Source organism: Streptomyces sp. NPDC002935 (genome assembly GCF_040611295.1).
In the GTDB taxonomy this organism is placed as follows: Bacteria; Actinomycetota; Actinomycetes; order Streptomycetales; family Streptomycetaceae; genus Streptomyces.
In genome coordinates, this window is the sequence record NZ_JBEXNW010000054.1 from 1 (window position 1) to 22,856 (window position 22,856).

The 22,856-nt window shown below is 71.4% G+C and carries 22 protein-coding genes; 10 read left to right on the top strand and 12 right to left on the bottom strand.

The features are described from left to right. Nucleotides 1–494: 494 nt before the first annotated feature. Nucleotides 495–1,712, top strand: a complete 1,218-nt coding sequence (serB, locus tag ABZX90_RS40875) for a phosphoserine phosphatase SerB (protein WP_351127942.1) — start codon at nt 495–497, stop codon at nt 1,710–1,712. Between the two features lie 71 nt (nt 1,713–1,783). Here serB and ABZX90_RS40880 read toward each other — a convergent pair whose 3' ends face one another. The 4 genes from ABZX90_RS40880 to ABZX90_RS40895 all read right to left on the bottom strand — a co-directional run bounded on the left by ABZX90_RS40880 (nt 1,784) and on the right by ABZX90_RS40895 (nt 4,605). Beyond that, entirely contained in the window at nt 1,784–2,302 is a 519-nt protein-coding gene (locus ABZX90_RS40880; protein WP_351127944.1) for a histidine phosphatase family protein, read from the bottom strand. A gap of 325 nt (nt 2,303–2,627) precedes the next feature. Then, nucleotides 2,628–2,843 carry a hypothetical protein gene (locus tag ABZX90_RS40885; RefSeq protein ID WP_355213385.1) on the bottom strand — a complete coding sequence of 72 codons (216 nt, stop codon included), beginning with the start codon at nt 2,841–2,843 and terminating at the stop codon, nt 2,628–2,630. 266 nt (nt 2,844–3,109) lie between these two features. After that, a complete protein-coding gene (locus ABZX90_RS40890) occupies nt 3,110–3,229 on the bottom strand; it encodes an SGM_5486 family transporter-associated protein (RefSeq protein WP_351127948.1) in 120 nt (39 codons plus the stop codon). A gap of 68 nt (nt 3,230–3,297) precedes the next feature. Beyond that, nucleotides 3,298–4,605, bottom strand: coding sequence for a CynX/NimT family MFS transporter (locus tag ABZX90_RS40895; protein ID WP_355213386.1), 1,308 nt, complete (start codon nt 4,603–4,605; stop codon nt 3,298–3,300). Between the two features lie 100 nt (nt 4,606–4,705). Between ABZX90_RS40895 and ABZX90_RS40900 the strand changes: the two genes are divergently transcribed. Further along, nucleotides 4,706–5,422 (top strand): FadR/GntR family transcriptional regulator, encoded by a 717-nt coding sequence (locus tag ABZX90_RS40900; protein WP_355213387.1) that lies wholly within the window; start codon nt 4,706–4,708, stop codon nt 5,420–5,422. A gap of 242 nt (nt 5,423–5,664) precedes the next feature. On the opposite strand, the gene ABZX90_RS40905 is transcribed toward ABZX90_RS40900, so the two are convergent. The 3 genes from ABZX90_RS40905 to fabG all read right to left on the bottom strand — a co-directional run bounded on the left by ABZX90_RS40905 (nt 5,665) and on the right by fabG (nt 7,662). Continuing rightward, nucleotides 5,665–6,030, bottom strand: a complete 366-nt coding sequence (locus tag ABZX90_RS40905) for a hypothetical protein (protein ID WP_351127954.1) — start codon at nt 6,028–6,030, stop codon at nt 5,665–5,667. A 154-nt stretch (nt 6,031–6,184) separates the two neighbouring features. Beyond that, nucleotides 6,185–6,952: an enoyl-ACP reductase FabI gene (gene fabI / locus ABZX90_RS40910; protein ID WP_351127956.1), complete on the bottom strand. Its 768-nt coding sequence runs from the start codon at nt 6,950–6,952 to the stop codon at nt 6,185–6,187. Between the two features lie 5 nt (nt 6,953–6,957). Further along, nucleotides 6,958–7,662, bottom strand: a complete 705-nt coding sequence (fabG, locus tag ABZX90_RS40915) for a 3-oxoacyl-[acyl-carrier-protein] reductase (protein WP_351127958.1) — start codon at nt 7,660–7,662, stop codon at nt 6,958–6,960. Between the two features lie 270 nt (nt 7,663–7,932). Here fabG and ABZX90_RS40920 point away from each other — a divergent pair, with 270 nt between their 5' ends. The 3 genes from ABZX90_RS40920 to tyrS are packed head-to-tail and all read left to right on the top strand — an operon-like array spanning nt 7,933 to nt 12,169. Next, entirely contained in the window at nt 7,933–9,456 is a 1,524-nt protein-coding gene (locus ABZX90_RS40920; RefSeq protein ID WP_355213388.1) for a TldD/PmbA family protein, read from the top strand. Beyond that, on the top strand, nt 9,453–10,856 hold the full coding sequence (locus tag ABZX90_RS40925; protein WP_355213389.1) for a metallopeptidase TldD-related protein: 1,404 nt from the start codon (nt 9,453–9,455) through the stop codon (nt 10,854–10,856). Before ABZX90_RS40920 ends, ABZX90_RS40925 begins: the two co-directional genes overlap by 4 nt. 44 nt (nt 10,857–10,900) lie before the next feature. Next, complete coding sequence (gene tyrS / locus ABZX90_RS40930; RefSeq protein WP_351127964.1) at nt 10,901–12,169, top strand: tyrosine--tRNA ligase; 1,269 nt, start codon at nt 10,901–10,903, stop codon at nt 12,167–12,169. A gap of 100 nt (nt 12,170–12,269) precedes the next feature. On the opposite strand, the gene ABZX90_RS40935 is transcribed toward tyrS, so the two are convergent. Continuing rightward, nucleotides 12,270–12,545, bottom strand: coding sequence for a GlsB/YeaQ/YmgE family stress response membrane protein (locus ABZX90_RS40935; RefSeq protein ID WP_351127966.1), 276 nt, complete (start codon nt 12,543–12,545; stop codon nt 12,270–12,272). Between the two features lie 241 nt (nt 12,546–12,786). Between ABZX90_RS40935 and ABZX90_RS40940 the strand changes: the two genes are divergently transcribed. Then, nucleotides 12,787–13,176, top strand: a complete 390-nt coding sequence (locus tag ABZX90_RS40940; protein WP_351127968.1) for a DUF3099 domain-containing protein — start codon at nt 12,787–12,789, stop codon at nt 13,174–13,176. Nucleotides 13,177–13,521: 345 nt separating this feature from the next. After that, nucleotides 13,522–13,794 carry a hypothetical protein gene (locus ABZX90_RS40945; RefSeq protein WP_351127969.1) on the top strand — a complete coding sequence of 91 codons (273 nt, stop codon included), beginning with the start codon at nt 13,522–13,524 and terminating at the stop codon, nt 13,792–13,794. Nucleotides 13,795–13,807: 13 nt separating this feature from the next. Here ABZX90_RS40945 and moaA read toward each other — a convergent pair whose 3' ends face one another. The 3 genes from moaA to ABZX90_RS40960 all read right to left on the bottom strand — a co-directional run bounded on the left by moaA (nt 13,808) and on the right by ABZX90_RS40960 (nt 16,959). Next, entirely contained in the window at nt 13,808–14,797 is a 990-nt protein-coding gene (moaA, locus tag ABZX90_RS40950; protein ID WP_355213390.1) for a GTP 3',8-cyclase MoaA, read from the bottom strand. Between the two features lie 171 nt (nt 14,798–14,968). Continuing rightward, nucleotides 14,969–16,606, bottom strand: coding sequence for a cation acetate symporter (locus ABZX90_RS40955; RefSeq protein ID WP_351127973.1), 1,638 nt, complete (start codon nt 16,604–16,606; stop codon nt 14,969–14,971). Beyond that, nucleotides 16,603–16,959 carry a DUF485 domain-containing protein gene (locus tag ABZX90_RS40960; protein ID WP_355213391.1) on the bottom strand — a complete coding sequence of 119 codons (357 nt, stop codon included), beginning with the start codon at nt 16,957–16,959 and terminating at the stop codon, nt 16,603–16,605. Before ABZX90_RS40960 ends, ABZX90_RS40955 begins: the two co-directional genes overlap by 4 nt. A gap of 375 nt (nt 16,960–17,334) precedes the next feature. On the opposite strand from ABZX90_RS40960, the gene ABZX90_RS40965 reads away from it, so the two are divergent. From ABZX90_RS40965 to ABZX90_RS40975, 3 genes are all read left to right on the top strand, one after another. Next, the gene (locus ABZX90_RS40965) at nt 17,335–18,861 is read left to right on the top strand and encodes a S8 family serine peptidase (protein ID WP_351127977.1); all 1,527 of its coding nucleotides are present in this window, start codon (nt 17,335–17,337) and stop codon (nt 18,859–18,861) included. Nucleotides 18,862–18,966: 105 nt separating this feature from the next. Then, nucleotides 18,967–20,367 carry a CoA transferase gene (locus tag ABZX90_RS40970; protein ID WP_355213392.1) on the top strand — a complete coding sequence of 467 codons (1,401 nt, stop codon included), beginning with the start codon at nt 18,967–18,969 and terminating at the stop codon, nt 20,365–20,367. Nucleotides 20,368–20,500: 133 nt separating this feature from the next. Continuing rightward, nucleotides 20,501–21,709 carry a CopD family protein gene (locus tag ABZX90_RS40975; RefSeq protein ID WP_355213409.1) on the top strand — a complete coding sequence of 403 codons (1,209 nt, stop codon included), beginning with the start codon at nt 20,501–20,503 and terminating at the stop codon, nt 21,707–21,709. 96 nt (nt 21,710–21,805) lie between these two features. Here ABZX90_RS40975 and ABZX90_RS40980 read toward each other — a convergent pair whose 3' ends face one another. Next, nucleotides 21,806–22,849, bottom strand: a complete 1,044-nt coding sequence (locus ABZX90_RS40980) for a zinc-dependent alcohol dehydrogenase family protein (RefSeq protein ID WP_355213393.1) — start codon at nt 22,847–22,849, stop codon at nt 21,806–21,808. Nucleotides 22,850–22,856 lie beyond the last annotated feature (7 nt).

The window sequence follows — 22,856 nt, forward strand, 5'->3', positions numbered from 1 at the left end:
GGGGCCGGCGTCCGGGTGCGTTGTGGGTCGGGGCCGTGCCGGTACATCCGCCCGTCGCCGTTGGATCAGACGTGGGTTTCCGAGGGAGCCGCTGCTCGATCCGGACGTGAGCGACGGGCAGGTGATGTACCGGCACGGCCCCTTCCGCCGGATGACGGCCGCGGGTGCGTCGTGGTGGGGGCTCCGTCCCTCCCCGCGCGATTTCGGCTCCGGGGAAAGATTCAGCCCCTCCGGCGTTTGAGGAGCGGGGTCTGGGGCGGAGCCCCAGGTACGGGAAGGGTAGGGGCGGAGGGGGCGAAAGAAGGAGGTTGTGGGGTCGGTAGGACCCGGGGTGGGGCAGCCAGCTGGGCGGTTGTGGGGTTGATGCCACGCCCCCGCGAGGGGGAGCGGCAAGTTGTCACCGGTGTGCCGTTTGGGTGTTACCCAGTGTTCTGTGTCCGCTAGGCGGACCGGGCGGGCGGGAGGCACTGGGTGCCGGATACGGTGGGAGCACCATGAGCGCTTCGCAGACCTTTGATGTGCCCACTCTTCTTGTCAAGATCTTCGGCAAGGACCGGCCGGGCATCACCGCCGGACTCTTCGACACCCTCGCCGCCTACTCCGTCGACGTGGTCGACATCGAGCAGGTCGTCACCCGCGGCCGGATCGTGCTGTGCGCGCTCGTGACCGAGCCGCCCGCCGGCCTCGAAGGTGATCTGCGGGCCACCGTCCACAGCTGGGCGGAGTCGATGAAGATGCAGGCGGAGATCATCTCCGGCCTCGGTGACAACCGTCCGCGTGGTTCCGGACGTTCGCTGGTCACGGTGCTGGGGCATCCCCTCACCGCGGAGTCGACGGCCGCCATCGCCGCGCGGATCACGAAGACCGGCGGCAACATCGACCGCATCTTCCGGCTGGCCAAGTACCCGGTGACGGCGGTCGAGTTCGCCGTGTCCGGTACGGAGACCGAGGCGCTGCGCACCGCGCTGGTGACCGAGGCCTCGGCGCTCGGTGTGGACATCGCGGTCATGGCCGCGGGCCTGCACCGCCGGGCCCAGCGTCTTGTCGTGATGGATGTGGACTCCACGCTCATCCAGGACGAGGTGATCGAGCTCTTCGCCGCGCACGCCGGGTGCGAGGACGAGGTCGCCGAGGTCACCGCGGCCGCGATGCGTGGTGAGCTGGACTTCGAGCAGTCCCTGCACGCGCGCGTGGCTCTCCTCGAAGGGCTGGACGAGTCGGTGGTGCAGAAGGTGCGCGAGGAAGTGCGGCTGACGCCGGGCGCGCGCACGCTGATTCGTACGTTGAAGCGACTCGGCTTCCAAGTCGGCGTCGTCTCCGGCGGGTTCACGCAGGTGACCGATGATCTGAAGGAGCGGCTCGGGCTCGACTTCGCCCAGGCCAACACGCTGGAGATCATCGACGGGAAGCTGACCGGCCGGGTCACCGGGGAGATCGTGGACCGGGCGGGCAAGGCGCGGCTGCTGCGCCGGTTCGCCGCCGAGGCCGGGGTGCCGCTGGCCCAGACCGTGGCGGTCGGCGACGGCGCCAACGATCTCGACATGCTCAACGCCGCCGGGCTCGGGGTCGCGTTCAACGCGAAGCCGGTGGTGCGGCAGGCCGCGCACACCGCGGTGAACTTCCCGTTCCTCGACACGGTCCTGTATCTGCTGGGCGTCACCCGTGAAGAGGTCGAGGCCGCCGACATGCATGAGGACGACATCGCTCACTGAGTGACGTCCTACGACGGACGGGGGCCCGGCACCGTGGCGGTGCCGGGCCCCCGTCCGTCGTAGGGGTGGGCTCACTCCGTCGGGGCCCAGTAGTCGGTCAGGGCGGCCGATCCGGGTTCCAGGGATTTCCAGGGGCCGTCGAAGGAGAGCACCGCGAAAGCGGCGGTGTGGAAGCCCTGGGCGTTCATCCGGGTGCGGGTGTCACCCTCGGCCCGGCCCGCCAGGATCTCGGCGAGGCCGTGTACGCCGGGGTTGTGACCGATCAGGATCACGTTCTCCGCGTCGTCCGGAGTCTCGTTGAGCACGGCGATCAGCTCGCCGGGCGAGGCTTCGTAGAGCCGCTCCTCATAGACCGTTTTCGGCCGATGCGGGAGCTCCTGGACAGCGTGCTTCCACGTCTCGCGGGTCCGGATCGCGGTGGAGCAGAGGGCCAGGTCGAAGGGGATGCCGGTGTCGGCCAGCCTGCGTCCGGCGATGGCCGCGTCCATGCGGCCCCGGTCGGAGAGCGGCCGCTCATGGTCGGACATCTGCGGCCAGTCGGCTTTCGCATGCCGGAAGAGGACAATCCTGCGGGGTTCTGCGACGCTCATGCGTCCCAGCTTCGCACGAAACATTTCATGGGGCGCAGGGAGTTGATGCGGTCCCTCGGCGGGGGTGACGCCCTGCCCCGTCAGGGGTGATGGCGTACCCCTCGGGGGGTGAAGCGGTGTCTCGGGAGGCGCGGTGGCGTCCGTCCTTGCGCGATGGCGCGGTGGCATCGGCGCGGTCTGCCCTGGTGGCACGGGTTGCCGTGGTGAGGCCTGTGCGGGTGAGCGGTGGGGCAAAGGAGTGCCTGGGTGCGTGACCGGGGCGGGACAGGCCCGGTGGCTCAGGGGTACCTGGGGGTGCGGCTGAGGGCCGGACCCGCGCGGAGGCTCACGAGGTGGTGTGCTGCAGCGTTTGCTGGACGCGCTCGAACAGGTGGGTGATCGCCGGGTCACTGCCCGCGGCGTGCGCGTCCGCCGGGTTGAGGATCATGAGCAGCAGGGTGATGAAGGCGAGCGTGGGCAGGGCGAGGGCCCACCAGGGCAGTCGGATGTCCACGCGGCCCGTGGTCACCGGGTGGGGCCGGGTGTGCGTATGGGCCGACATGCCGCCTCCGTGAGTCTTCGAGTGGTCCCTGGACCGCGTCTCGCGGTCACAACTCGAAGCTACGGACTCCGCGGCCCTCAACCCATCCGGTGATCCACCCACTTGACCCTGACACTCACCCCCTAGGGGACGGGGGGTTAGCCCTACCCTCGGGCCCGGAGGCGGGTCGCCGTCGGGGGCGGCGCGTCCTGGAGGGGTGAGCGGGGCTCCGCGGCACGGGTGCGGCGGCGATCGGCAGCACGCCCACGGCCGCGGTGATCAGCCGTTCACCCTGGTGACGCGATGGACGCGATGATGCCGATGATCACCGTGATGGCCAGCATCGCGCCGAGCACGAGCAGCAGCTTCTTCTGGCCGTTCTGGGGGTTCGGGTCGAGCACAGGCATGCGGCCAGTGTCGCACCCGTCGTCCGCCGCGCCGCCGCCGGGGCAGGTCTCCCCGCCCGGCGGCGGGGTCAGCCGGCCGCCTCGTCCTCCACCGTGCGGTTGCGGCCCGCCAGGATGCCGACGCCGATCTGCGGGACCATCAGCCCGGCCATCATCGCGAGCGGCAGGCCCCAGCCGCCGCTGTGCTGGTAGAGCACACCCACCAGCAGCGGGCCCGGGATGGAGAGCAGATAGCCGGTGCTCTGGGCGAACGCCGACAGCTTGGCGACACCGGCGCCCGTGCGGGCCCGCATGCCGACCATGGTGAGGGCCAGCGGAAAGGCGCAGTTGGAGACGCCGAGCAGCAGGGCCCAGGCCCACGCACCCGCCGCCGGGGCCAAGTAGAGGCCCGCGTATCCGGCGAGTCCGCAGAGGCCGAGGGCGACCACGATGGGCCCCTGGTGGGGCAGGCGGGTGGCGAGGCGCGGGATGACGAAGGCCAGCGGCACGCCCATCACCATGGTGACGGCGAGGAGCAGTCCGGAGGTGCCGGCTGCGACACCCGCGTCGCGGAAGATCTGCGCCATCCAGCCCATCGTGATGTAGGCGGCGGTGGCCTGGAGGCCGAAGAAGACGGCGAGCGCCCAGGCCGTACGGCTGCGGGTGATGCGCAGTCCGTCGGGCTCGTGCCGGGCCGTGTCGGCCGGGGTGGGTTCACGGTCACCGGTGGAGGAGGCGGCGCCCCGCGCGCGTACCAGCAGAATCCACGGGAGGACGGCCGCCGCGGCGAGTCCCGCCCACACCACGAGCCCGGACCGCCAGTTGCCGCCCAGGGCGCCGGTCATGGGGACGGTCACCGCGGCCGCGGCCGAGGTGCCGAGCGCGAGGGCCATCGAGTACAGCCCCGTCATGGAGCCGACCTTGTCGGGGAACCAGCGCTTGACGATCACGGGCATCAGGACGTTGCTCACGGCGATGCCCATGAGCGCGAGCGCGCTGGCGGCCAGGAAGCCGGCAGTGCCCCCGATGTACGGGCGCAGGGCCAGGCCCGTGGTGATGGCGACCATGCCCGCGCAGACGACGACGGCGGGCCCGAAGCGGCGGGCCAGCCGGGGGGCCATCACACCGAAGACGGCGAAGCAGAGGGGCGGTACGGAGGTGAGCAGCCCGGCGACGCTGCCGCTCATGCCGAGCCCGTCGCGCACCTCTTCGAGGAGGGCGCCGAGGCTGGTGATGGCCGGGCGCAGGTTGAGCGCGGTGAGGACGATGCCGACGACCACGAGGCGCGTCGTCCACGCGTGCGTGGCGGGCGTTCGGGGTGCCGCGCTCTGGGTGGAGCGGTGTATCGCTGGGGACGTCGTCGTCCGGGATTCCTCGGGGGCCATGCTGCCCATCATAGAATCATGGGATGATTGGGTGTCCAATCCCGCTGCGTTAATCTCCGGAGCCTCCGGCCCCGCGCGAACGATCACACCCGGGCCCGTACGAAGGACCGTCATGCCGCTGAGCCATCCCCGCCGTTCGGCCCTGTCCGAGCAGGTCATCGCCGAGCTGCGGAACCAGATCACCTCGGGCGAGTGGCCGGTGGGCTCGCGTATCCCCACCGAGCCGGAGCTCGTCGACCAGCTCGGCGTCGCCCGCAACACGGTGCGCGAGGCCGTCCGGGCGCTCGCCCACAACGGGCTGCTGGACATCCGGCAGGGCTCCGGCACGTATGTCGTGGCGACCAGCGAGCTGGCCGGCGTGATGCACCGCAGGTTCGCGGACGCCGACCCCCGGCACATCGCCGAACTGCGTTCCACGCTGGAGTCGAGCGCCGCCAGGCTGGCCGCCGAGCGGCGCACCGAGCGCGATCTCAAGCAGTTGGACGCCCTCCTCGTACGCCGGGAGGAGGCCTGGGAGTCGGGCGACGCGGAGGCCTTCGTGGCCGCCGACGCGACCTTCCACATGGCGGTGGTGGCCGCGTCCCGCAACGACGTCATGACGGCGATGTACGCGGATCTGGGCGAGGTGCTGCGCGACTGGCTGCGCGAGGACGTCGGCAAGGAGCTGACGCCGGAGACGTACATGGACCACGCCCGGCTCGTCGACGCGATCCGGACGGGTGACGCGGAGGCCGCGGCCACGGAGGCCGCGAGCTATCCGTTCCAGTGCCGGCCCGGACGGCCGGGCGGTCAGGGACAGGGAGAGGGACAGGGGCAGGGGCAGGCGTAGGGGGTCGGGGCGGGGTGCGGCGTCGGGGGATCGGCGCCGGCTGCCGATCCGCGGCCGCAGGGGGCCGCGTCGGGGGATCGGCTCCGGCTGCAGACCGCGGCAGCCGGGTGACCGCCGCCGTCGGTCGCCGACCGGACCCCGGGGCCGCCGCGTGCCTTCTCCGGACCCCGCGGCGGCCGGGCGCCTTGTCCGGCCGCCGGTCCGCGCGGGTGGCACCGGCTGCCGCCCGCGGCCGTACGCCATCACTCCCCGTGGGTGATCCAGACCGCGCGGATCTCCTTCCAGCAGCGGCCGGTCAGCCGGACCGTCGTCGCGGGCCCGACGTCGACCGGGGCGCTGTCCGTGTCGATGTCCCACCAGCGGGCGCACTCGATGTGCAGACGGACGCGGTCGGTGGCCACATAGGGGTTGTGGCAGTACGCGACGACATGCGAACCGGTGACGACGGTGCGGCACGCGGCGCCGAACGGCTGGGGTGCGGCGGGTCTCCGTGTCCCCGCGTTCACGTTCGCGCCCCCCACGCGCGGATGGGGCATCGCGTCGTACGGCACGGCCATCACCAGGGCGACAGCGGCGAACACCGGGGCAAAGCGGCGGGACAGGCGCACAAGGGGACCTCCTCGGCCGTACGGCTGCGGGGCGGTGCGTTCTCCCAGCCTGCGGGCCACGGGGTCCGGGCCGCCCGGCCGACTGGGCCGAACGGGCGACGCCCCGCTCCCCGCGCACTGCGGGAAACGGGGCGTCGGAACCGGGCGTAAGCGTTTACGCGCCGATGGCGTGCAGACCGCCGTCCACGTGGATGATCTCGCCCGTGGTCTTCGGGAACCAGTCGCTCAGCAGAGCGACGACGCCCTTGCCGGCCGGCTCCGGGTCCTTGAGGTCCCACTCCAGGGGCGCGCGGGTGTCCCACACCGAGGCGAGCTCGCCGAAGCCCGGGATGGACTTGGCGGCCATGGAGCCGATCGGGCCCGCCGAGATGAGGTTGCAGCGGATGTTCTGCTTGCCCAGGTCGCGCGCCATGTAGCGGCTGGTGGCCTCCAGGGCGGCCTTGGCCGGGCCCATCCAGTCGTACTGCGGCCACGCGTACTGCGCGTCGAAGGTGAGGCCGACGACGGAGCCGCCGCTCTGCATCAGCGGCAGGCAGGCCATGGTCAGCGACTTCAGGGAGAAGGCGGAGACGTGCATGGCCGTGGCGACCGACTCGAACGGCGTGTTGAGGAAGTTGCCGCCGAGGGCGTCCTGCGGCGCGAAGCCGATGGAGTGCACGACGCCGTCGAGGCCGCCCAGCTCCTCGCCGACGATGTCGGCGAGGCGGCCGAGGTGCTCGTCGTTGGTGACGTCGAGCTCGATGACCTTGGTGGGCTTCGGGAGCTTCCTGGCGATGCGCTCGGTCAGCGTGGGCCGCGGGAACGCGGTCAGGATGATCTCGGCGCCCTGCTCCTGGGCCAGCTTGGCGGTGTGGAAGGCGATGGAGGACTCCATCAGCACACCGGTGATCAGGACGCGCTTGCCCTCGAGAATTCCGCTCATGGTGATCAGTGACCCATTCCCAGTCCGCCGTCAACCGGGATGACGGCTCCAGTGATGTACGAGGCGTCGTCCGAGGCGAGGAACCGCACCGTCGCGGCGATCTCCTCGGGCTGCGCGTAACGGCCCAGCGGCACCTGCGACACGATGTTCGCGCGCTGCTCGTCGGTGAGCGCCTGCGTCATGTCGGTGTCGACGAAGCCGGGCGCGACGACGTTGAAGGTGAGGTTGCGCGAGCCGAGCTCCCGGGCGAGCGAGCGCGCGAAGCCGACCAGGGCGGCCTTGGACGCGGCGTAGTTCGCCTGGCCCGCCGAGCCGAGCAGCCCGACGACCGACGAGATCAGGACTACGCGGCCCTTCTTGGCCCGCAGCATGCCACGGTTGGCGCGCTTGACGACGCGGAAGGCGCCGGTGAGGTTCGTGTCGATGACCGAGGTGAAGTCCTCCTCGGACATACGCATCAGGAGCTGGTCCTTGGTGACGCCGGCGTTGGCGACCAGGACCTCGACCGGGCCGTGCTCGGCCTCGATCTCCTTGTAGGCCTGCTCCACCTGCTCGGTGTCGGTGATGTCGCACTTGACCGCCAGGAAGCCGGCCGGCGGCTCACCGGACCGGTACGTGATCGCGACCTTGTCGCCTGCGTCGGCGAATGCGCGGGCGATGGCGAGGCCGATGCCCCGGTTGCCTCCGGTGACGAGAACCGAGCGGCTCAACGGATCACCCTTTCGTTAGCGGACTGAAACCCCTGCAATACAGGCGCCTTCCTCGAAAACCTATCGGTCCGCTCGGCCTCTCAGAGAATCGGGCACCGACAGTGGGTTCGGGTGCCTGCTGTCGGATCCCTACAGAAAGCCGAGGCTGTACGGCCGGAAAGCCGAGGCGGCACGGCCGAAAGACGCGCCGGCTACGGCAAAGGCGTGGCCGCCGGGCCCGCCCGCGCGACATGATCGGACCCGACGGGCCACAACAGCAGGGAGACCTCGGTGCCTCATTCCATCGACGAAGCGTTCACGGCGCTACCGCTGCGCGCACTCGCCGACGCCGCGCTCGCGCGGGCGCGGGCGCTGGGCGCCGATCACGCGGACTTCCGGTTCGAACGGGTGCGCAGCGCGTCCTGGCGGCTGCGCGACGCCAAACCGGCCGGGTCGTCGGACACCACGGACCTGGGGTACGCGGTGCGGGTGGTGCACGGCGGGACCTGGGGGTTCGCGTCGGGTGTGGATCTGACGATGGACGCGGCCGCGAAGGTCGCCTCGCAGGCCGTGGCGATGGCGAAGCTGTCGGCCCAGGTGATCAAGGCGGCGGGTTCCGACGAGCGGGTGGAGCTGGCTCAGGAGCCGGTGCACGCCGAGAAGACGTGGATCTCCTCGTACGAGATCGATCCCTTCTCCGTGCCGGCCGAGGAGAAGGCGGAGCTGCTGGCGGACTGGAGCGCCCGGCTGCTGGCGGCCGACGGCGTCAACCATGTCGACGCCTCGCTGCTGACCGTGCACGAGAACAAGTTCTACGCCGACACCGCCGGGACCGTGACCACGCAGCAGCGGGTGCGGCTGCACCCGCAGCTCACCGCGGTCGCCGTCGACGAGTCCAGCGGCGAGTTCGACTCGATGCGGACGATCGCGCCGCCGGTCGGGCGCGGCTGGGAGTACCTGCGGGGCACCGGCTGGGACTGGGACTCCGAGCTGGAGCAGATTCCGGTGCTGCTCGCGGAGAAGATGCGGGCGCCGAGCGTCGAGGCGGGGCTGTACGACCTCGTCGTCGACCCGTCCAACCTGTGGCTGACCATCCACGAGTCCATCGGGCACGCCACCGAACTGGACCGCGCTCTGGGCTACGAGGCCGCGTACGCCGGGACGTCCTTCGCCACCTTCGACCAGCTCGGCAAGCTCCGGTACGGCTCCGAGCTGATGAACGTGACCGGTGACCGCACCGCCGAGCACGGCCTCGCCACCATCGGGTACGACGACGAGGGTGTCGCGGGCCAGTCCTGGGACCTCGTGAAGGACGGCACGCTCGTCGGCTACCAGCTGGACCGGCGGATCGCGAGGCTGACCGGCTTCGACCGTTCCAACGGATGCGCCTACGCCGACTCCCCCGGTCATGTGCCCGTGCAGCGCATGGCCAACGTGTCCCTCCAGCCGGACCCCGGCGGGCTGGCCACCGAGGATCTGATCGGGGGCGTCGACCGCGGCATCTACGTCGTCGGCGACCGGTCCTGGTCCATCGACATGCAGCGCTACAACTTCCAGTTCACCGGTCAGCGCTTCTTCAAGATCGAGAACGGCCGGATCACGGGTCAGCTGCGCGATGTCGCGTACCAGGCCACGACCACCGACTTCTGGGGTTCGATGGCCGCGGTGGGCGGCCCGCAGACGTATGTCCTCGGCGGTGCCTTCAACTGCGGCAAGGCTCAGCCGGGCCAGGTCGCCGCGGTGTCGCACGGCTGCCCGTCCGCCCTCTTCAAGGGTGTCAACATCCTCAACACCACGCAGGAGGCCGGTCGATGAGCGCTCGCTCCAGCCAGCAGAACAAGCCCCACGAGGTCGTCGAGCGCGCCCTCGAACTGTCCCGCGCCGACGGCTGTGTGGTGATCGCCGACGAGGAGTCCACCGCCAACCTGCGCTGGGCGGGCAACGCGCTCACGACGAACGGGGTCACGCGCGGGCGCACGCTCACCGTGATCGCCACCGTCGACGGCCGGGAGGGCACGGCGTCCGGTGTGGTCTCGCGCTCGGCCGTGACCGCCGACGAGCTGGAGCCCCTGGTGCGGGCGGCCGAGGCCGCGGCGCGGGGTGCCGGTCCGGCCGAGGACGGCCGGCCGCTGGTCACGGGCGTGCCGGAGTCCCCCGACTTCACGGACGCGCCCGCCGAGACCTCGTCCTCCGTCTTCGCCGACTTCGCTCCGGCGCTCGGCGAGTCGTTCGCACGCGCGCGTGCCGGTGGCCGCGAGCTGTACGGCTTCGCCAATCACGAGCTCGTCTCCAGCTATCTCGGTACGTCGACGGGGCTGCGGCTGCGGCACGACCAGCCGAACGGCACGCTGGAGCTCAACGCCAAGTCCCCGGACCGTACGCGTTCGGCGTGGGCGGGACGCTCGACGCGGGACTTCAAGGACGTCGACCCGGCGGCGCTGGACGCGGAACTGGCCGTACGGCTGGGCTGGGCGGAGCGGCGCATCGCCCTGCCCGCCGGGCGCTACGAGACGCTGCTGCCGCCGACCGCCGTCGCGGACCTGCTGATCTACCAGATGTGGTCGGCCGCCGCCCGGGACGCGGCCGAGGGCCGGACCGTCTTCAGCAAGCCCGGGGGCGGCACCCGGATCGGCGAGCGGCTCACCGAGCTGCCGCTGACACTCCGCAGCGATCCGAACGAGCCGGGCCTGGAGTCCGCTCCCTTCGTCCTCACGCACTCCTCGGGCGACGACGCCTCCGTGTTCGACAACGGGTTGCCGCTGAAGGCCACCGACTGGATCCACGAGGGCGAGCTGCGGCATCTGTCCACCACCCGGCACAGCGCCGAGCTGACCGGGCTGCCGGTCACGCCGACGATCGGGAACCTCGTCCTCGACGGCGGCGAGGACCGCTCGCTGGAGGAGATGGTCGCCGCCACCGAGCGCGGTCTGCTGCTGACCTGCCTCTGGTACATCCGCGAGGTCGACCCGGCGACGCTGCTGCTGACCGGGCTCACCCGGGACGGCGTGTACCTCGTCGAGAACGGCCAGGTCGTGGGCGAGGTGAACAACTTCCGGTTCAACGAGTCGCCGGTGGGCCTGCTGGGACGGGCCGTGGAGGCGGGGCGGACGGAGAAGACGCTGCCCAGGGAGTGGAGCGACTGGTTCACCAGGGCCGCGATGCCCGCGCTGCGGGTGCCGGACTTCAATATGAGCTCTGTCAGCCAGGGCGTATAACCTCATACCTGATTCACGAGACCACTCAAGGAGATACGAGAACCGTGACGGACATCGTCGACGAGCTGAAGTGGCGGGGACTGTTCTCCCTGTCCACTGACGAAGATGCTTTGCGCAAGGCGCTCGCGGACGGTCCCGTTACGTTCTATTGCGGCTTCGACCCGACCGCGGCCAGCCTCCACGTCGGTCACCTGGTGCAGGTGCTCACCATGCGTCGCCTCCAGCAGGCGGGGCTGCGGCCGCTGGCCCTGGTCGGCGGGGCGACGGGCCAGATCGGTGACCCGCGCCCGACGGCCGAGCGCACGCTGAACGACCCGGAGACGGTCGCGAACTGGGTGACGCGGCTGCGCTCGCAGATCGAGCCGTTCCTGTCCTTCGAGGGCGAGAACGCCGCGGTCATGGTGAACAACCTCGACTGGACGGCCGGTCTTTCGGCCATCGAGTTCCTGCGGGACATCGGCAAGCACTTCCGCGTCAACAAGATGCTGACGAAGGACTCGGTGGCCCGGCGTCTGGAGTCCGAGGAGGGCATCAGCTACACGGAGTTCAGCTACCAGCTGCTGCAGGGCATGGACTTCCTGGAGCTGTACCGACGCTACGGCTGTTCGTTGCAGCAGGGCGGCAGCGACCAGTGGGGCAACCTCACGGCGGGCCTGGATCTGATCCACCGTCTGGAGCCCGGGGCTCATGTGCACGCGCTGGCGACGCCGCTGATGGTCAAGGCGGACGGCACCAAGTTCGGCAAGACCGAGGGCGGCGCCATCTGGCTCGACCCCGAGATGACGACGCCGTACGCCTTCTACCAGTTCTGGCTGAACGTGGACGACCGTGACGTCTCGACGTACATGCGGATCCTGTCCTTCAGGTCTCCCGGGGAGCTGGAGGAGCTGGAGAGGCAGACCGAGGAGCGCCCCCAGGCCCGCGCCGCCCAGCGCGCGCTGGCCGAGGAGCTGACGACGCTGGTGCACGGCGCCGACCAGACGGCCGCCGTGATCGACGCGTCCAAGGCCCTCTTCGGGCAGGGCGAGCTGACCGGGCTCGACGAGCGGACGCTGAGCGCGGCCCTGTCCGAGGTGCCGCACATCCAGGTCGCCGAGGCGGGTCTCGTCGTGGACCTCTTCGCGGAGGTCGGCCTGGTGGCCAGCAAGTCCGCCGCGCGCCGCACGGTCAAGGAGGGCGGGGCGTACGTGAACAACGTGAAGGTGTCCGCCGAGGACGCGGTCCCCGCCGAGGAGGACCTGTTGCACGGCCGCTGGCTGGTGCTGCGCCGGGGCAAGAAGAGCCTGGCCGCGGTCGAGGTCACGGGCGCCTGAGGCTTCCGCGCATACGGAGGGGGCGGCTCCCTGACGGGGCCGCCCCCTTCGTCGTACCGCCGTGCGTCCTGTCGGCTCCCAGGGCGGCCGGGCGGTGGTCTCAGGCCTTCGCCTTGTCGCCCCGTATGGCCATGTAGAGCATGTCGCCGAGGAAGACGAGGACGATCGCGGCGGCCAGCTGCAGCGCGTGCCGGCCCCAGTCGATGCCTTTGGTCTCGGCGATTCCTATGCCCCGGGCGATCGCGTTGCCCACGATCGCTCCGAGGATGCCGAAGATGGTGGTCAGCCAGAGTGGGCTGTGCTGCTTGCCAGGAATGATCGCCTTGGCGATCAGGCCCAGCACGAACCCGACGATGATCGCCCACAACCAGCCCATGTCTGCCTCCTAGTACCCGCTCCCCGTGAGCAGTACCGTCAGTTTCTTGCTGTCCGCCATACGGCGCATGTCGGGCGGAGCCATACGCGCTACGACGCACCATGTCCACCCCGTCAGGACATGCCCCGGTCTCGAATGCGACGCAGGCGCGGCGTACCGTGGAGGAGTCCGGGCCCGCTTCCTCGACGGGTTCGTACCGGGTACGGACCGGGGAGCGTCCGGCGCAGGCGGGTGGTGGAGCGTGATCAGGAAGCACAGCGACGTCCAGGTCTTCCGGATCACCGGAGCCAGGCAGAGTCTGGACGACGACGTCCGCGGCCGGCAGCGCCGCTATGTCATCTCCATGTCCGTCCGTACGGTGTCCGTGATCCTGGCGGCCACTCTGTGGAACGTCGAACGCCATGTTGCGATCGTCGCTCTGGTCCTCGGGCTTGTCCTGCCGTACATCGCCGTGGTCATCGCCAACGCGGGCCGCGAGAACACGCCTTCGCTCCCCTCGACGTTCGTCAACGCGCCATCGCGTCCGATGATCACGCCGCCTCGGACGGACGACTCCGGGGAGTCGGTTCCCCAGGACGCCACGGCCGATCCCGGGGCTCCGCCGCGGTCCGAGCCGCACGACCAGAGCTGAGCCGGACCGGGGTCGGGCGGCCCCCGAACGCGCTCCGGGCGATGGCCGAATCAGTCCCGAACCGATGTCGGAGGATTCTCCGAAAACGGAATATCGCCGTGCACCAAGCTCAAGAAAAGCTCAGATCAATCATGTTGTTCCGGTGCCGGGCGGCGGGTTACCCGTGACATACTTCGTACGCGCTCCGCATCCCCCGTCGGAGCGACGGACCGACGCCGGGCAGCTCCCCCCGTGGCTGCTCGGCGTCGCCTTTATGTGCTGTCGGGGTGCGCTTGGAGCCTCGTCCACGACCACCGGCCGACCGCGTCGAACGCGTGATGTGAGGCCTCGGCTAGGGTCGGCAGAGTGAACCTGAACGCCCCCGGCTCCGATCCCGCCTCCCCCGTCTGCTCGGCCAAGGCCTGCCGTGCGGATGCCGTGTGGGTGCTCGCCTGGAACAACCCGAAGCTGCACACGCCCGAGCGCCGGAAGACCTGGCTCGCGTGCGAGGAGCATCGCGAGCACCTGTCGAACTTCCTCGGCATGCGCGGGTTCCTCAAGGACGTCGTGAGGCTCGACGAGTGGGAGGCCGCCGGGCCGGTGGACCCTTCCCGGCCTGTGGAGCGCGGAGAGGGATAGCCGGCGGACCTCGTCAGCCGCCGATCGCCGACATCGGGCGGTCGGGCTGGACGAACGACGGGTCGTCCAGGCCCGCCCCCGCCTTCTTGCCCCACATCGCGACGCGCCATATGCGGGCGATCTCCTCGTCCGGCGCGCCCGAGCGCAGTGCGGCCCGCAGATCGGTCTCCTCGGTCGCGAAGAGGCAGGTGCGCACCTGGCCGTCGGCGGTGAGGCGGGTGCGGTCGCAGGCCGAGCAGAACGGGCGGGTTACCGAGGCGATCACGCCGACGCGCTGCGGGCCGCCGTCGACGATCCAGCGCTCGGCGGGTGCGGAACCCCGCTCGTCGGCGCCTTCCTCGGTGAGCTCGAAGCGGGTGCGCAGCGAGGCCAGGATGTCTCCGGCGGTGACCATGCCGTCGCGCTTCCAGCCGTGCTGGGCGTCCAGGGGCATCTGCTCGATGAAGCGGAGTTCGTAGTCGTGCCGCACGGCCCAGGCCAGCAGGTCCGGGGCTTCGTCGGCGTTCAGGCCCGGCATCAGGACCGAGTTGACCTTGACGGGGGTCAGGCCGGCGTCACGGGCGGCTTCGAGACCTTCGATGACGTCCTTGTGGCGGTCACGGCGGGTGAGGGTCTTGAAGACGTCGGGGCGCAGGGTGTCCAGCGAGACGTTCACCCGGTCCAGGCCCGCGGCCTTCAGGGCGGCCGCGGTGCGCTTGAGGCCGATGCCGTTGGTCGTGAGGGACATCTGGGGGCGGGGGGCGAGAGCCGCGACGCGCTCGACGATGCCGACGAGGCCGGGGCGCAGCAGGGGCTCACCGCCGGTGAAGCGGACCTCCTCGACGCCGAGGCGGGTGACCGCGATCTCTATCAGGCGGACGATCTCGTCGTCCGTGAGCAGGTCGGGCTTGGCCAGCCACTGCAGGCCCTCCTCGGGCATGCAGTACGTGCAGCGGAGGTTGCACCGATCCGTCAGCGAGACGCGCAGGTCGGTGGCGATTCGACCGTAGGTGTCGATGAGCACGTGGGCCCCCTCCCTCGTTGCCGATCATATTTTCCGGACACCTGTGAGCCTACGTGACGGGACTGACGACGACAGCTGCCTGATCCCACGAGACGCGGCGCGGGCCCGTCGTAGGGACCTACCAGTGGTGATCCACCGGTGCCTGCGACGGGCCCGCGCTGTGCCGGTGCCTCAGTGTGCTCCGGTGCCCGTGAGGGAGCGGACCTCCAGCTCGGCGTACTTGCCGGCGTCCGGCTCCTCCTTGGACAGGAAGGTGCCCAGCCAGCCCAGCAGGAAGCCGACCGGGATGGAGATGAGGCCCGGGTTCTCCAGCGGGAACCAGTGGAAGTCGACGTCGGGGAACATCGAGGTGGGCTTGCCCGAGACCACCGGGGAGAACAGGACCAGGCCGACCGCGGTGACGAGACCGCCGTAGATCGACCAGAGCGCGCCCTGGGTGGTGAATTTCTTCCAGAACAGGCTGTAGAGGATCGTCGGCAGGTTGGCGGAGGCGGCGACCGCGAAGGCGAGCGCGACGAGACCGGCGACGTTGAGGTCACGGGCGAGGGCACCGAGCAGGATCGACACGGCGCCGATGCCGACCGTCGCGTACCGGGCGGCCCTCATCTCCTGTTTCTCCGACGCCTGTCCCTTCTTGATGACGTTCGCGTAGATGTCGTGCGCGAACGACGAGGACGAGGCGAGCGTCAGTCCCGCGACGACCGCGAGGATCGTGGCGAAGGCGACGGCGGAGATGGTGGCGAGCAGGATCGCGCCCCAGCTGGAGTCGACGCCGCCGAGGTGCAGGGCGAGCAGGGGTGCCGCCGTGTTGCCCGCCTTGTTGGAGGCGATGATCTCGTCCGGCTTGATCAGCGCGGCGGCGCCGAAGCCGAGGGCGAGGGTCATCAGGTAGAAGGCGCCGATGAGGCCGATCGCCCAGTTGACGGACTTCCGCGCGGTCTTGGCCGTGGGCACGGTGTAGAAGCGGATCAGGATGTGCGGCAGGCCCGCGGTTCCGAGGACCAGCGCCATGCCGAGGGAGATGAAGTCCAGCTTGGTGGTGGAGGTGGCGCCGTACTTGAGGCCGGGTTCCAGGAAGGGGGAGCCCTTGCCGCTGTTCTCGGCCGCCTTGCCGAGCAGGTCGGAGATGTTGAAGTTGAACTTCAGCAGCACCAGGAAGGTGAGGAGCAGGGCGCCGACGATCAGCAGGACCGCCTTGACCATCTGCACCCAGGTGGTGCCCTTCATGCCGCCGATGGTGACGTACACGATCATCAGGACGCCGACGAGCGCGACGATGCCGATCTTGCCGCCGTCGCTGGTGATGCCGAGAAGCAGCGAGACGAGGACGCCCGCGCCCGCCATCTGGGCCAGCAGGTAGAAGATCGACACGACGATGGTGGAGGTGCCGGCGGCCGTCCGGACCGGGCGCTGGCGCATGCGGTAGGCGAGGACGTCGCCCATCGTGTAGCGGCCGGAGTTGCGCAGCGGCTCGGCGACCAGGAGCAGGGCCACCAGCCAGGCGACCAGGAAGCCGATGGAGTAGAGGAAGCCGTCGTAGCCGAAGAGGGCGATGGCGCCGGCGATGCCGAGGAAGGACGCGGCGGACATGTAGTCGCCGGAGACCGCGAGGCCGTTCTGGAAGCCGGTGAACTGGCGGCCGCCCGCGTAGAAGTCGGCGGCGTCCTTGGTCTGGCGGCCGGCCCAGACGGTGATGACGAGGGTCGCGGCGACGAACACCGCGAACAGGGTGATGATCAGCGGCCGGTGCTCGCTCGCCTCGCCCGCGGCCAGCAGCGTCGTGTGCGCGGTCGTCTGTACGGAGCTCATGCGCCGCCCTCCATCCGGGACTTGATGGCCGCGGCCTTGGGGTCGAGCTGGGATGCGGCGTGCCGCGAGTACCACCAGGCGATGAGGAACGTGGTGAGGAACTGGGCGAGACCGAGCACCAGGGCGACGTTGATGTTGCCGAACAGCTTGGTGCCCATGAAGTCGCCCGCGTAGTTCGAGAGCAGCACGTACAGCAGGTACCAGAGGATGAATCCGACGGTCAGCGGAAAGGCGAAGGAGCGGTGGGAGCTGCGGAGTTCACCGAATTCGGCGCTCTCCTGCATCTCGATGAACGCCTCGGTGGTGGGGAGCGGTGCTCCGGTTTTCGCGGGTGGCGGTGCGTCGGTGGCCACGGTGTCTCCTCGCGTTGCGGGTGCGGTTACGACGGTGGGCGGGGGCGAGTCGGGGCTCGCGGACGGGGGCGGTTCGGCTACGGACATGCGGTTTCGACCTCACAGTGACGTAGATCACGCAACGGAGTGCGACGGGGGAAATCCGTTGCGTGATCAGAGCAGGGGGCTCGATCGTCCACGGGCTCCCTGCTCAAGGTCACGGCGCCACGCGTGGGCCGGTTCAACTCCCCGGACTTCTTTCGGAAGTCGTCGCCACAAGCCATTGCTGGCCCGGTCGGCGGGAGGATAGCTTCGGCCTGCACGAATCCGTCATGTACCTGCCCGAGCACCATCCGTGTTCGGGCAGCTCCGTTTTCCGGATGATGTGGAGATCCCATGGCTCATCTGCGTTCCAGACGCCGTCTCGCCCTCGCCGTGCCGGTCGTTCTGTCGCTCACCGCCTCGCTCGGCTTCCTGCCGGGTGTCGCGTCGGCCGCACCTCTCACCGCGCCCGCCGCGACGACCGCGGACGGACCGAACCTCTCGTACGTGGTCAACACGACGACGGACCACCGCACGATCGAGTCGGTGAAGAAGGCGATCGGCGCGGCCGGCGGCAGCGTCGTCATCGCGTACGAGCAGATCGGCGTGATCGTCGTCCACTCCGCGAACCCGGACTTCGGCCGGCAGATGCGGACGGTACGCGGGGTGCAGTCGGCCGGCGCCACGCGGACATCGCCGCTGGCCCCCGCGGGGACGACGGACGAGGGCGCGGCGCAGGTGCTGTCGGCCGCCGAGGCCGCCAAGGTCGCGAAGACCGCCGGCGCGGGCGAGGAGCCTCTCGAGGCCGACCAGTGGGATCTGCGCGCGATAGGCGCCGACAAGGCGGCCGCGATCAACCCGGGCAGCAAGAAGGTGACCGTCGCCGTGATCGACGTCGGCGTCGACGACACGCACCCGGACATCGCGCCGAACTTCTCCGCCTCGCAGTCCGCGAACTGTGTGGGCGGCAAGCCGGACACGACGTACGGCGCCTGGCGCCCGGTGGACGCCGACCACTACCACGGCACGCATGTCGCGGGGGAGATCGCGGCGGCCCGCAACGGCGTCGGCGTCGCGGGGGTCGCGCCCGGTGTGAAGGTGTCGGGCATCACCGTGGCCGAGCCCGACTCCACGCAGCTCTTCTTCCCGGAGAGCGTCGTGTGCGCCTTCGTGTTCGCCGCCGACCACGGCGTCGAGATCACCAACAACAGCTACTACGTGGACCCGTGGCTCTACAACTGCCTCGACGACCCCGACCAGAAGGCCATCGTCGACGCCGTCAACCGGGCCCAGCTGTACGCCCAGAAGAAGGGCACCCTCAACGTCGCCGCGGCGGGCAACTCCAACGACGACCTCGACGCGGACGCGCTGACCGACGCCTCCAGCCCCGACGACTCGACCGCCACGACGCGGACGGTCGACCCGCACAAGTGCTTCGACATTCCCACCCAGTTGCCCGGTGTCGTCACGGTCGCCTCGACCGGCGTCAAGGGAGCCAAGTCGTACTTCTCCAGCTACGGCGACGGCGTCATCGACGTCGCGGCGCCCGGCGGTGACCGGTACCAGATCCCGGACACTCCGTCGCAGAACGGCCGCATCCTCTCCACGCTGCCGAACAACCAGTACGGCTACCTCCAGGGCACCTCGATGGCGACGCCGCACGTCGCCGGCGTGGCCGCGCTGCTGAAGTCCAAGTACCCCTGGGCGACGCCGGCTCAGCTCCACGTCCTCCTCAAGGCCCAGGCGGACAACCCGGGTTGCCCGACCGCCCCGTACGACGGGAACGGCGACGGCGTCGTCGACGCGACCTGCGTGGGCGGCAAGCACGTGAACGGCTTCTACGGATTCGGCATCGTCAACGCCCTGCGGGCGGTCAAGTAACCCCGGCCGAACTCTCGTGGCCCCGGCCGTCGCTCGCGGCGGCCGGGGCCACGCCGTCGCCGGCCGCCTCGTATGTTGATCGCGTCCACGCTGCATAGTGCCGGTATGACGCATTCACCGATGGCCGCTGTGTGGGAGGAGCTGGGCGGAGACCCCGCGCTGCTCTCCGGGGTTTCGACCGTGGTGCGCGCGGGTGCGCTGGAAGCCCGGCTGCCCGTACGCGAGTTGGCGCGCGCCTGTGTGGGCGCCTGCGCGCTGGCGGCCGCGGAGTTGGCGGCCCGGCGGGCTGGGCTCGCGCGGCTGCCGCGGGTGATCGTGGACGACGGCGCCGTCGCCACGGCGTTCGTCAGCGAGCGGCATCTGCGGATCGACGGACGCGCACCTGTCTCCTTCGCACCGCTGTCCCGGTTCTGGCGGACCGCGGACGGCTGGGTGCGGACGCACGCGAACTATCCGCATCACCGGGCGCGGCTGCTGGCGGCGCTGGGGGCGGCGGACGACGCGACCGTGGAGGACGTGGCCGGTGTGCTCGCCGGGCGGTCCGCGCGGGAGGTCGAGGAGACGGTGTACGCCGCCGGTGGACTCGCCGTCGCGCTGCGCACCGCGAAGGAGTGGGCCGCGCACGAGCAGGGTCTCGCCGTGGCAGGGCGGCCGTTGATCGAGCGTGGCCGGCCGGCCACCGCGGGCGCGCGTGCCCTCGCCCCGCTCGACGGCGGCCCGCTGCTGCCCGCCGCCGGGGTGCGCGTCCTGGACCTGACCCGGGTCATCGCGGGCCCGGTCGCCACCCGCACGCTCGCCCTGCTTGGCGCCGACGTGCTGCGCGTGGACGCGCCGCGACTGCCCGAGGACCCGGACGCGCACGCGGACACGGGCTTCGGGAAGCGCTCGACGGTGCTGGACCTGGCGGCCGACCGGCACACATTCGACGAACTGCTGGCGGCCGCGGACGTCGTGGTCACCGGGTACCGGCCCGGCGCCCTGGACCGCTTCGGGCTCGCCCCCGAGGCGCTCGCCGAACGCAGCCCCGGGCTGATCGTGGCGCAGTTGTCGGCGTGGGGCGCGTACGGGCCCTGGGGCGAGCGGCGGGGCTTCGACAGCCTGGTGCAGGTGGCCACCGGGATCTCCGTGACGGAGGGATCGACGGAGCTGCCGGGTGCGCTGCCCGCGCAGGCCCTCGACCACGGCACCGGGTATCTGCTGGCGGCGGCCGTCCTGCGCGCGCTGACCGAGCGGGCGGAGCGGGGCCGCGGGAGCCTCGTACGGCTGGCGCTGGCGCGGACGGCGACATGGCTGACGGACGGGATCGAGCGGGAGGAGACGCCGGGGGCGGCGCCGGGCTCCGCGGCGGGGACCCCGTACGACCGCCCTGACGCGTGGCTGTCCGAGCGGGACAGCCGGATGGGCCGCCTCGGCCACGCCCTGCCCCCGGTCTCCTTCACGGACGGCCCCACCGACTGGTCACGCCCGCCGGGGCCTTGGGGGACGGACGCGGCGCGCTGGGTGTGATCCGAGCGCGCGGGGCGCTCTCGCACGCCGCCGTGAGGCCCCGTTTCCTCGCACGCTCGTTCTCGAACGCCGGACGGGCTACGGTGACTTGCCCGGATCTGTGACGGCTGGCGAGGATCGTGGGGTGACGTTGATACGACCGACGGCCGAGGCGGCGCACGCGAGCGCGGCGGCGCGGCGGCAGGCCACCCGCCGGGCCGTCGCCGTGCTCGCCCTGGTGACCGTCGCGGCCCTGATCCCGCTGCTCGGCCCGCGCACCGCGCTCACGGACACGGGAGAGGCCGCGGCGCCCGGCACGGGTGGCATCGCCCTGCTGCGGACGGTGCTGTTCGCGGCGCTCTGCGTCCCCGCGGGAGAACTCTTCGCCGCCCGGCTCGCGCGCCGGGTGCCCGGCGCGCCGCCGGTGGACCCGCCGCGCGGCTGGGCGACGTACGCGGCCGCCGCCGGGTTCATCGTCGCGCTGGGGCTGGCCTCCGTCGTGGCGACGGGCAATCTGCTGCCGCGTCATCTCTCCGACATGGACGTGGGCGGCCTGTACCAGAGCCGGGACGGCAGACTGGCGCTCCTGGAGGTCAACGCGTTCGCTGCGGCCTGGATCTGCGCCCGCTCGCGCCGGCCGGCCGCCCAGGTGTGGCCGCTGGCCGCGGTGGTGCTGGCGGAGGCGCTGCGCGCGCATCCCGCGACGGAGCCCGGTGCGCCGGTCGGCTCGGCTCTGACGCTCGTTCATGTGACGTGCGCGGCGCTGTGGGCGGGCGGTCTGCTGTACGTCCTGCGGCTGCTGCGCGGGTGGCGGGCCGCGGAGGGCGAACCCACCAGGGCGTGGACGGCTGTGACCACTGGGCCGGGAACCGCCGTGACCACGGGGCCGGGAACCGCCATGACCACGGGGCCGGGGGCCACCGATCCCACCGGGCCGGGGACCGCCATGACTACCGGGCCCGAGCCCGGTGAGCCCACCGGTCCAGGCACCGCCGATCCCACCGGGCCGGGAGCAGCCGGGGGTTCAGCCGCCGGTGCCGCGCTGCTCGGCCTCTACGCGCGCGTGGCGGCCGTCCTGTTCGCGGCGATCACCGCGACGGGCGTCTGGAGCGCGCTGCGCCGGATGCCGCCCGGCACGATGGTGGACCAGCTGACGTCGACGGCGTACGGGCGCACCCTGCTCGCGAAGGTCCTCCTCGTGGCCGCCGTCGCCGTCCTCGCGCTCTGGGCGCGGCTGCGGCTGCGCCGCGCGAGGGACCCGCTCAGCGCCTGCTCCCCCGCGCGCGCGGAGATCGTGGCACTGGGCGTGGTCGTCGCGATGTCGGGCCTGCTGACGGCGCTGCCGCTGCCCATCCGGTGGTGAGGCCGCCGGCCATCGGCCGGTGGGCCCGCTGGCCCTCCGGTGGCGAGCCGCCGGAGGGCCACGGCAGACGGTGAACCCGTGGGTCCCGCCCCGGCGTCAGTTGGTGACGAGGACCTTCAGCGCGGTCCGCTCGTCCATCGCCTTGTAGCCCTCCGGCACGCTCTCCAGGCCGATGGTCATGTCGAAGACCGGCGACGGGTCGATGGTCCCGTCGAGGACGTCGGGCAGCAGCTCCGGGATGTACGCGCGCACGGGGGCGACTCCGCCGCGCAGGGCGATGTTCCGGTCGAACATGACGCCCAGGTCGAGGCCCGTACCGCTGCCGTGGGGCACTCCGACGAAGCCGATGGCGCCGCCGTCGCGGGTGATGTTCACGGCCGTACGCATGGACTGCTCCGTGCCGACCGCCTCGACGACGCAGTGCGCGCCCTGGCCACCGGTCAGCTCGCGCACGGCCTCGACGGCCGCTTCGCCGCGCTCGGCGACGACGTCCGTGGCGCCGAAGCGGCGCGCGATGTCCGTGCGCACCTGGTGGCGGCCGAGCGCGATGATCCGGTCGGCGCCGAGCCGCTTGGCGGCGAGCACGGCGCACAGTCCGACGGCCCCGTCCCCGACGACGGCGACGGTCGAGCCCTTGCGGACGCCGGCGCCGAGGGCCGCGTGGTGGCCGGTGCCGAGGACGTCGGAGAGCGTCAGCAGCGCGGACAGCAGGTGGTCGTCGGACGCCGCCTCCTTGGGCAGCTGGACGAGGGTGCCGTCGGCGAAGGGAACGCGGACGGCCTCGCCCTGGCCGCCGTCGTAGCCGACGGAGCCCCAGAAGCCGCCGTGCCGGCACGACGTGGTGAGTCCGTCGCGGCAGTAGTCGCACACGCCGTCGGACCACATGAAGGGCGCGACGACCAGGTCGCCGCGCCGGAAGCCGGACACCGCGGAGCCCGTCTCCTCGACGATGCCGAGGAACTCGTGCCCGATGCGCTGCCCCGGCTGCCGGGCCGCCTCGCCACGGTAGGCCCACAGGTCGCTGCCGCAGATGCAGGAACGCAGTACCCGCACGATCGCGTCGGTCGGCAGCTGCACCATGGGCTCGGGAACGTCCTCCACGCGCATCTCGTACGGGGCGTGGATGGTGGTGGCGCGCATGGCGAGG

Coding starts and splice junctions, on each gene's coding strand:
- ABZX90_RS40895 (WP_355213386.1), bottom strand. CDS start 4,605: ATGATGGGCAGCATGGCCCCCGAGGAATCCCGGACGACGACGTCCCCA.
- ABZX90_RS40890 (WP_351127948.1), bottom strand. CDS start 3,229: ATGCCTGTGCTCGACCCGAACCCCCAGAACGGCCAGAAGAAGCTGCTG.
- ABZX90_RS40880 (WP_351127944.1), bottom strand. CDS start 2,302: ATGAGCGTCGCAGAACCCCGCAGGATTGTCCTCTTCCGGCATGCGAAA.
- serB (WP_351127942.1), top strand. CDS start 495: ATGAGCGCTTCGCAGACCTTTGATGTGCCCACTCTTCTTGTCAAGATC.
- ABZX90_RS40935 (WP_351127966.1), bottom strand. CDS start 12,545: ATGGGCTGGTTGTGGGCGATCATCGTCGGGTTCGTGCTGGGCCTGATC.
- ABZX90_RS40980 (WP_355213393.1), bottom strand. CDS start 22,849: ATGCGCGCCACCACCATCCACGCCCCGTACGAGATGCGCGTGGAGGAC.
- ABZX90_RS40885 (WP_355213385.1), bottom strand. CDS start 2,843: ATGTCGGCCCATACGCACACCCGGCCCCACCCGGTGACCACGGGCCGC.
- ABZX90_RS40925 (WP_355213389.1), top strand. CDS start 9,453: ATGAGCGCTCGCTCCAGCCAGCAGAACAAGCCCCACGAGGTCGTCGAG.
- ABZX90_RS40965 (WP_351127977.1), top strand. CDS start 17,335: ATGGCTCATCTGCGTTCCAGACGCCGTCTCGCCCTCGCCGTGCCGGTC.
- ABZX90_RS40900 (WP_355213387.1), top strand. CDS start 4,706: ATGCCGCTGAGCCATCCCCGCCGTTCGGCCCTGTCCGAGCAGGTCATC.
- ABZX90_RS40955 (WP_351127973.1), bottom strand. CDS start 16,606: ATGAGCTCCGTACAGACGACCGCGCACACGACGCTGCTGGCCGCGGGC.
- fabI (WP_351127956.1), bottom strand. CDS start 6,952: ATGAGCGGAATTCTCGAGGGCAAGCGCGTCCTGATCACCGGTGTGCTG.
- ABZX90_RS40970 (WP_355213392.1), top strand. CDS start 18,967: ATGACGCATTCACCGATGGCCGCTGTGTGGGAGGAGCTGGGCGGAGAC.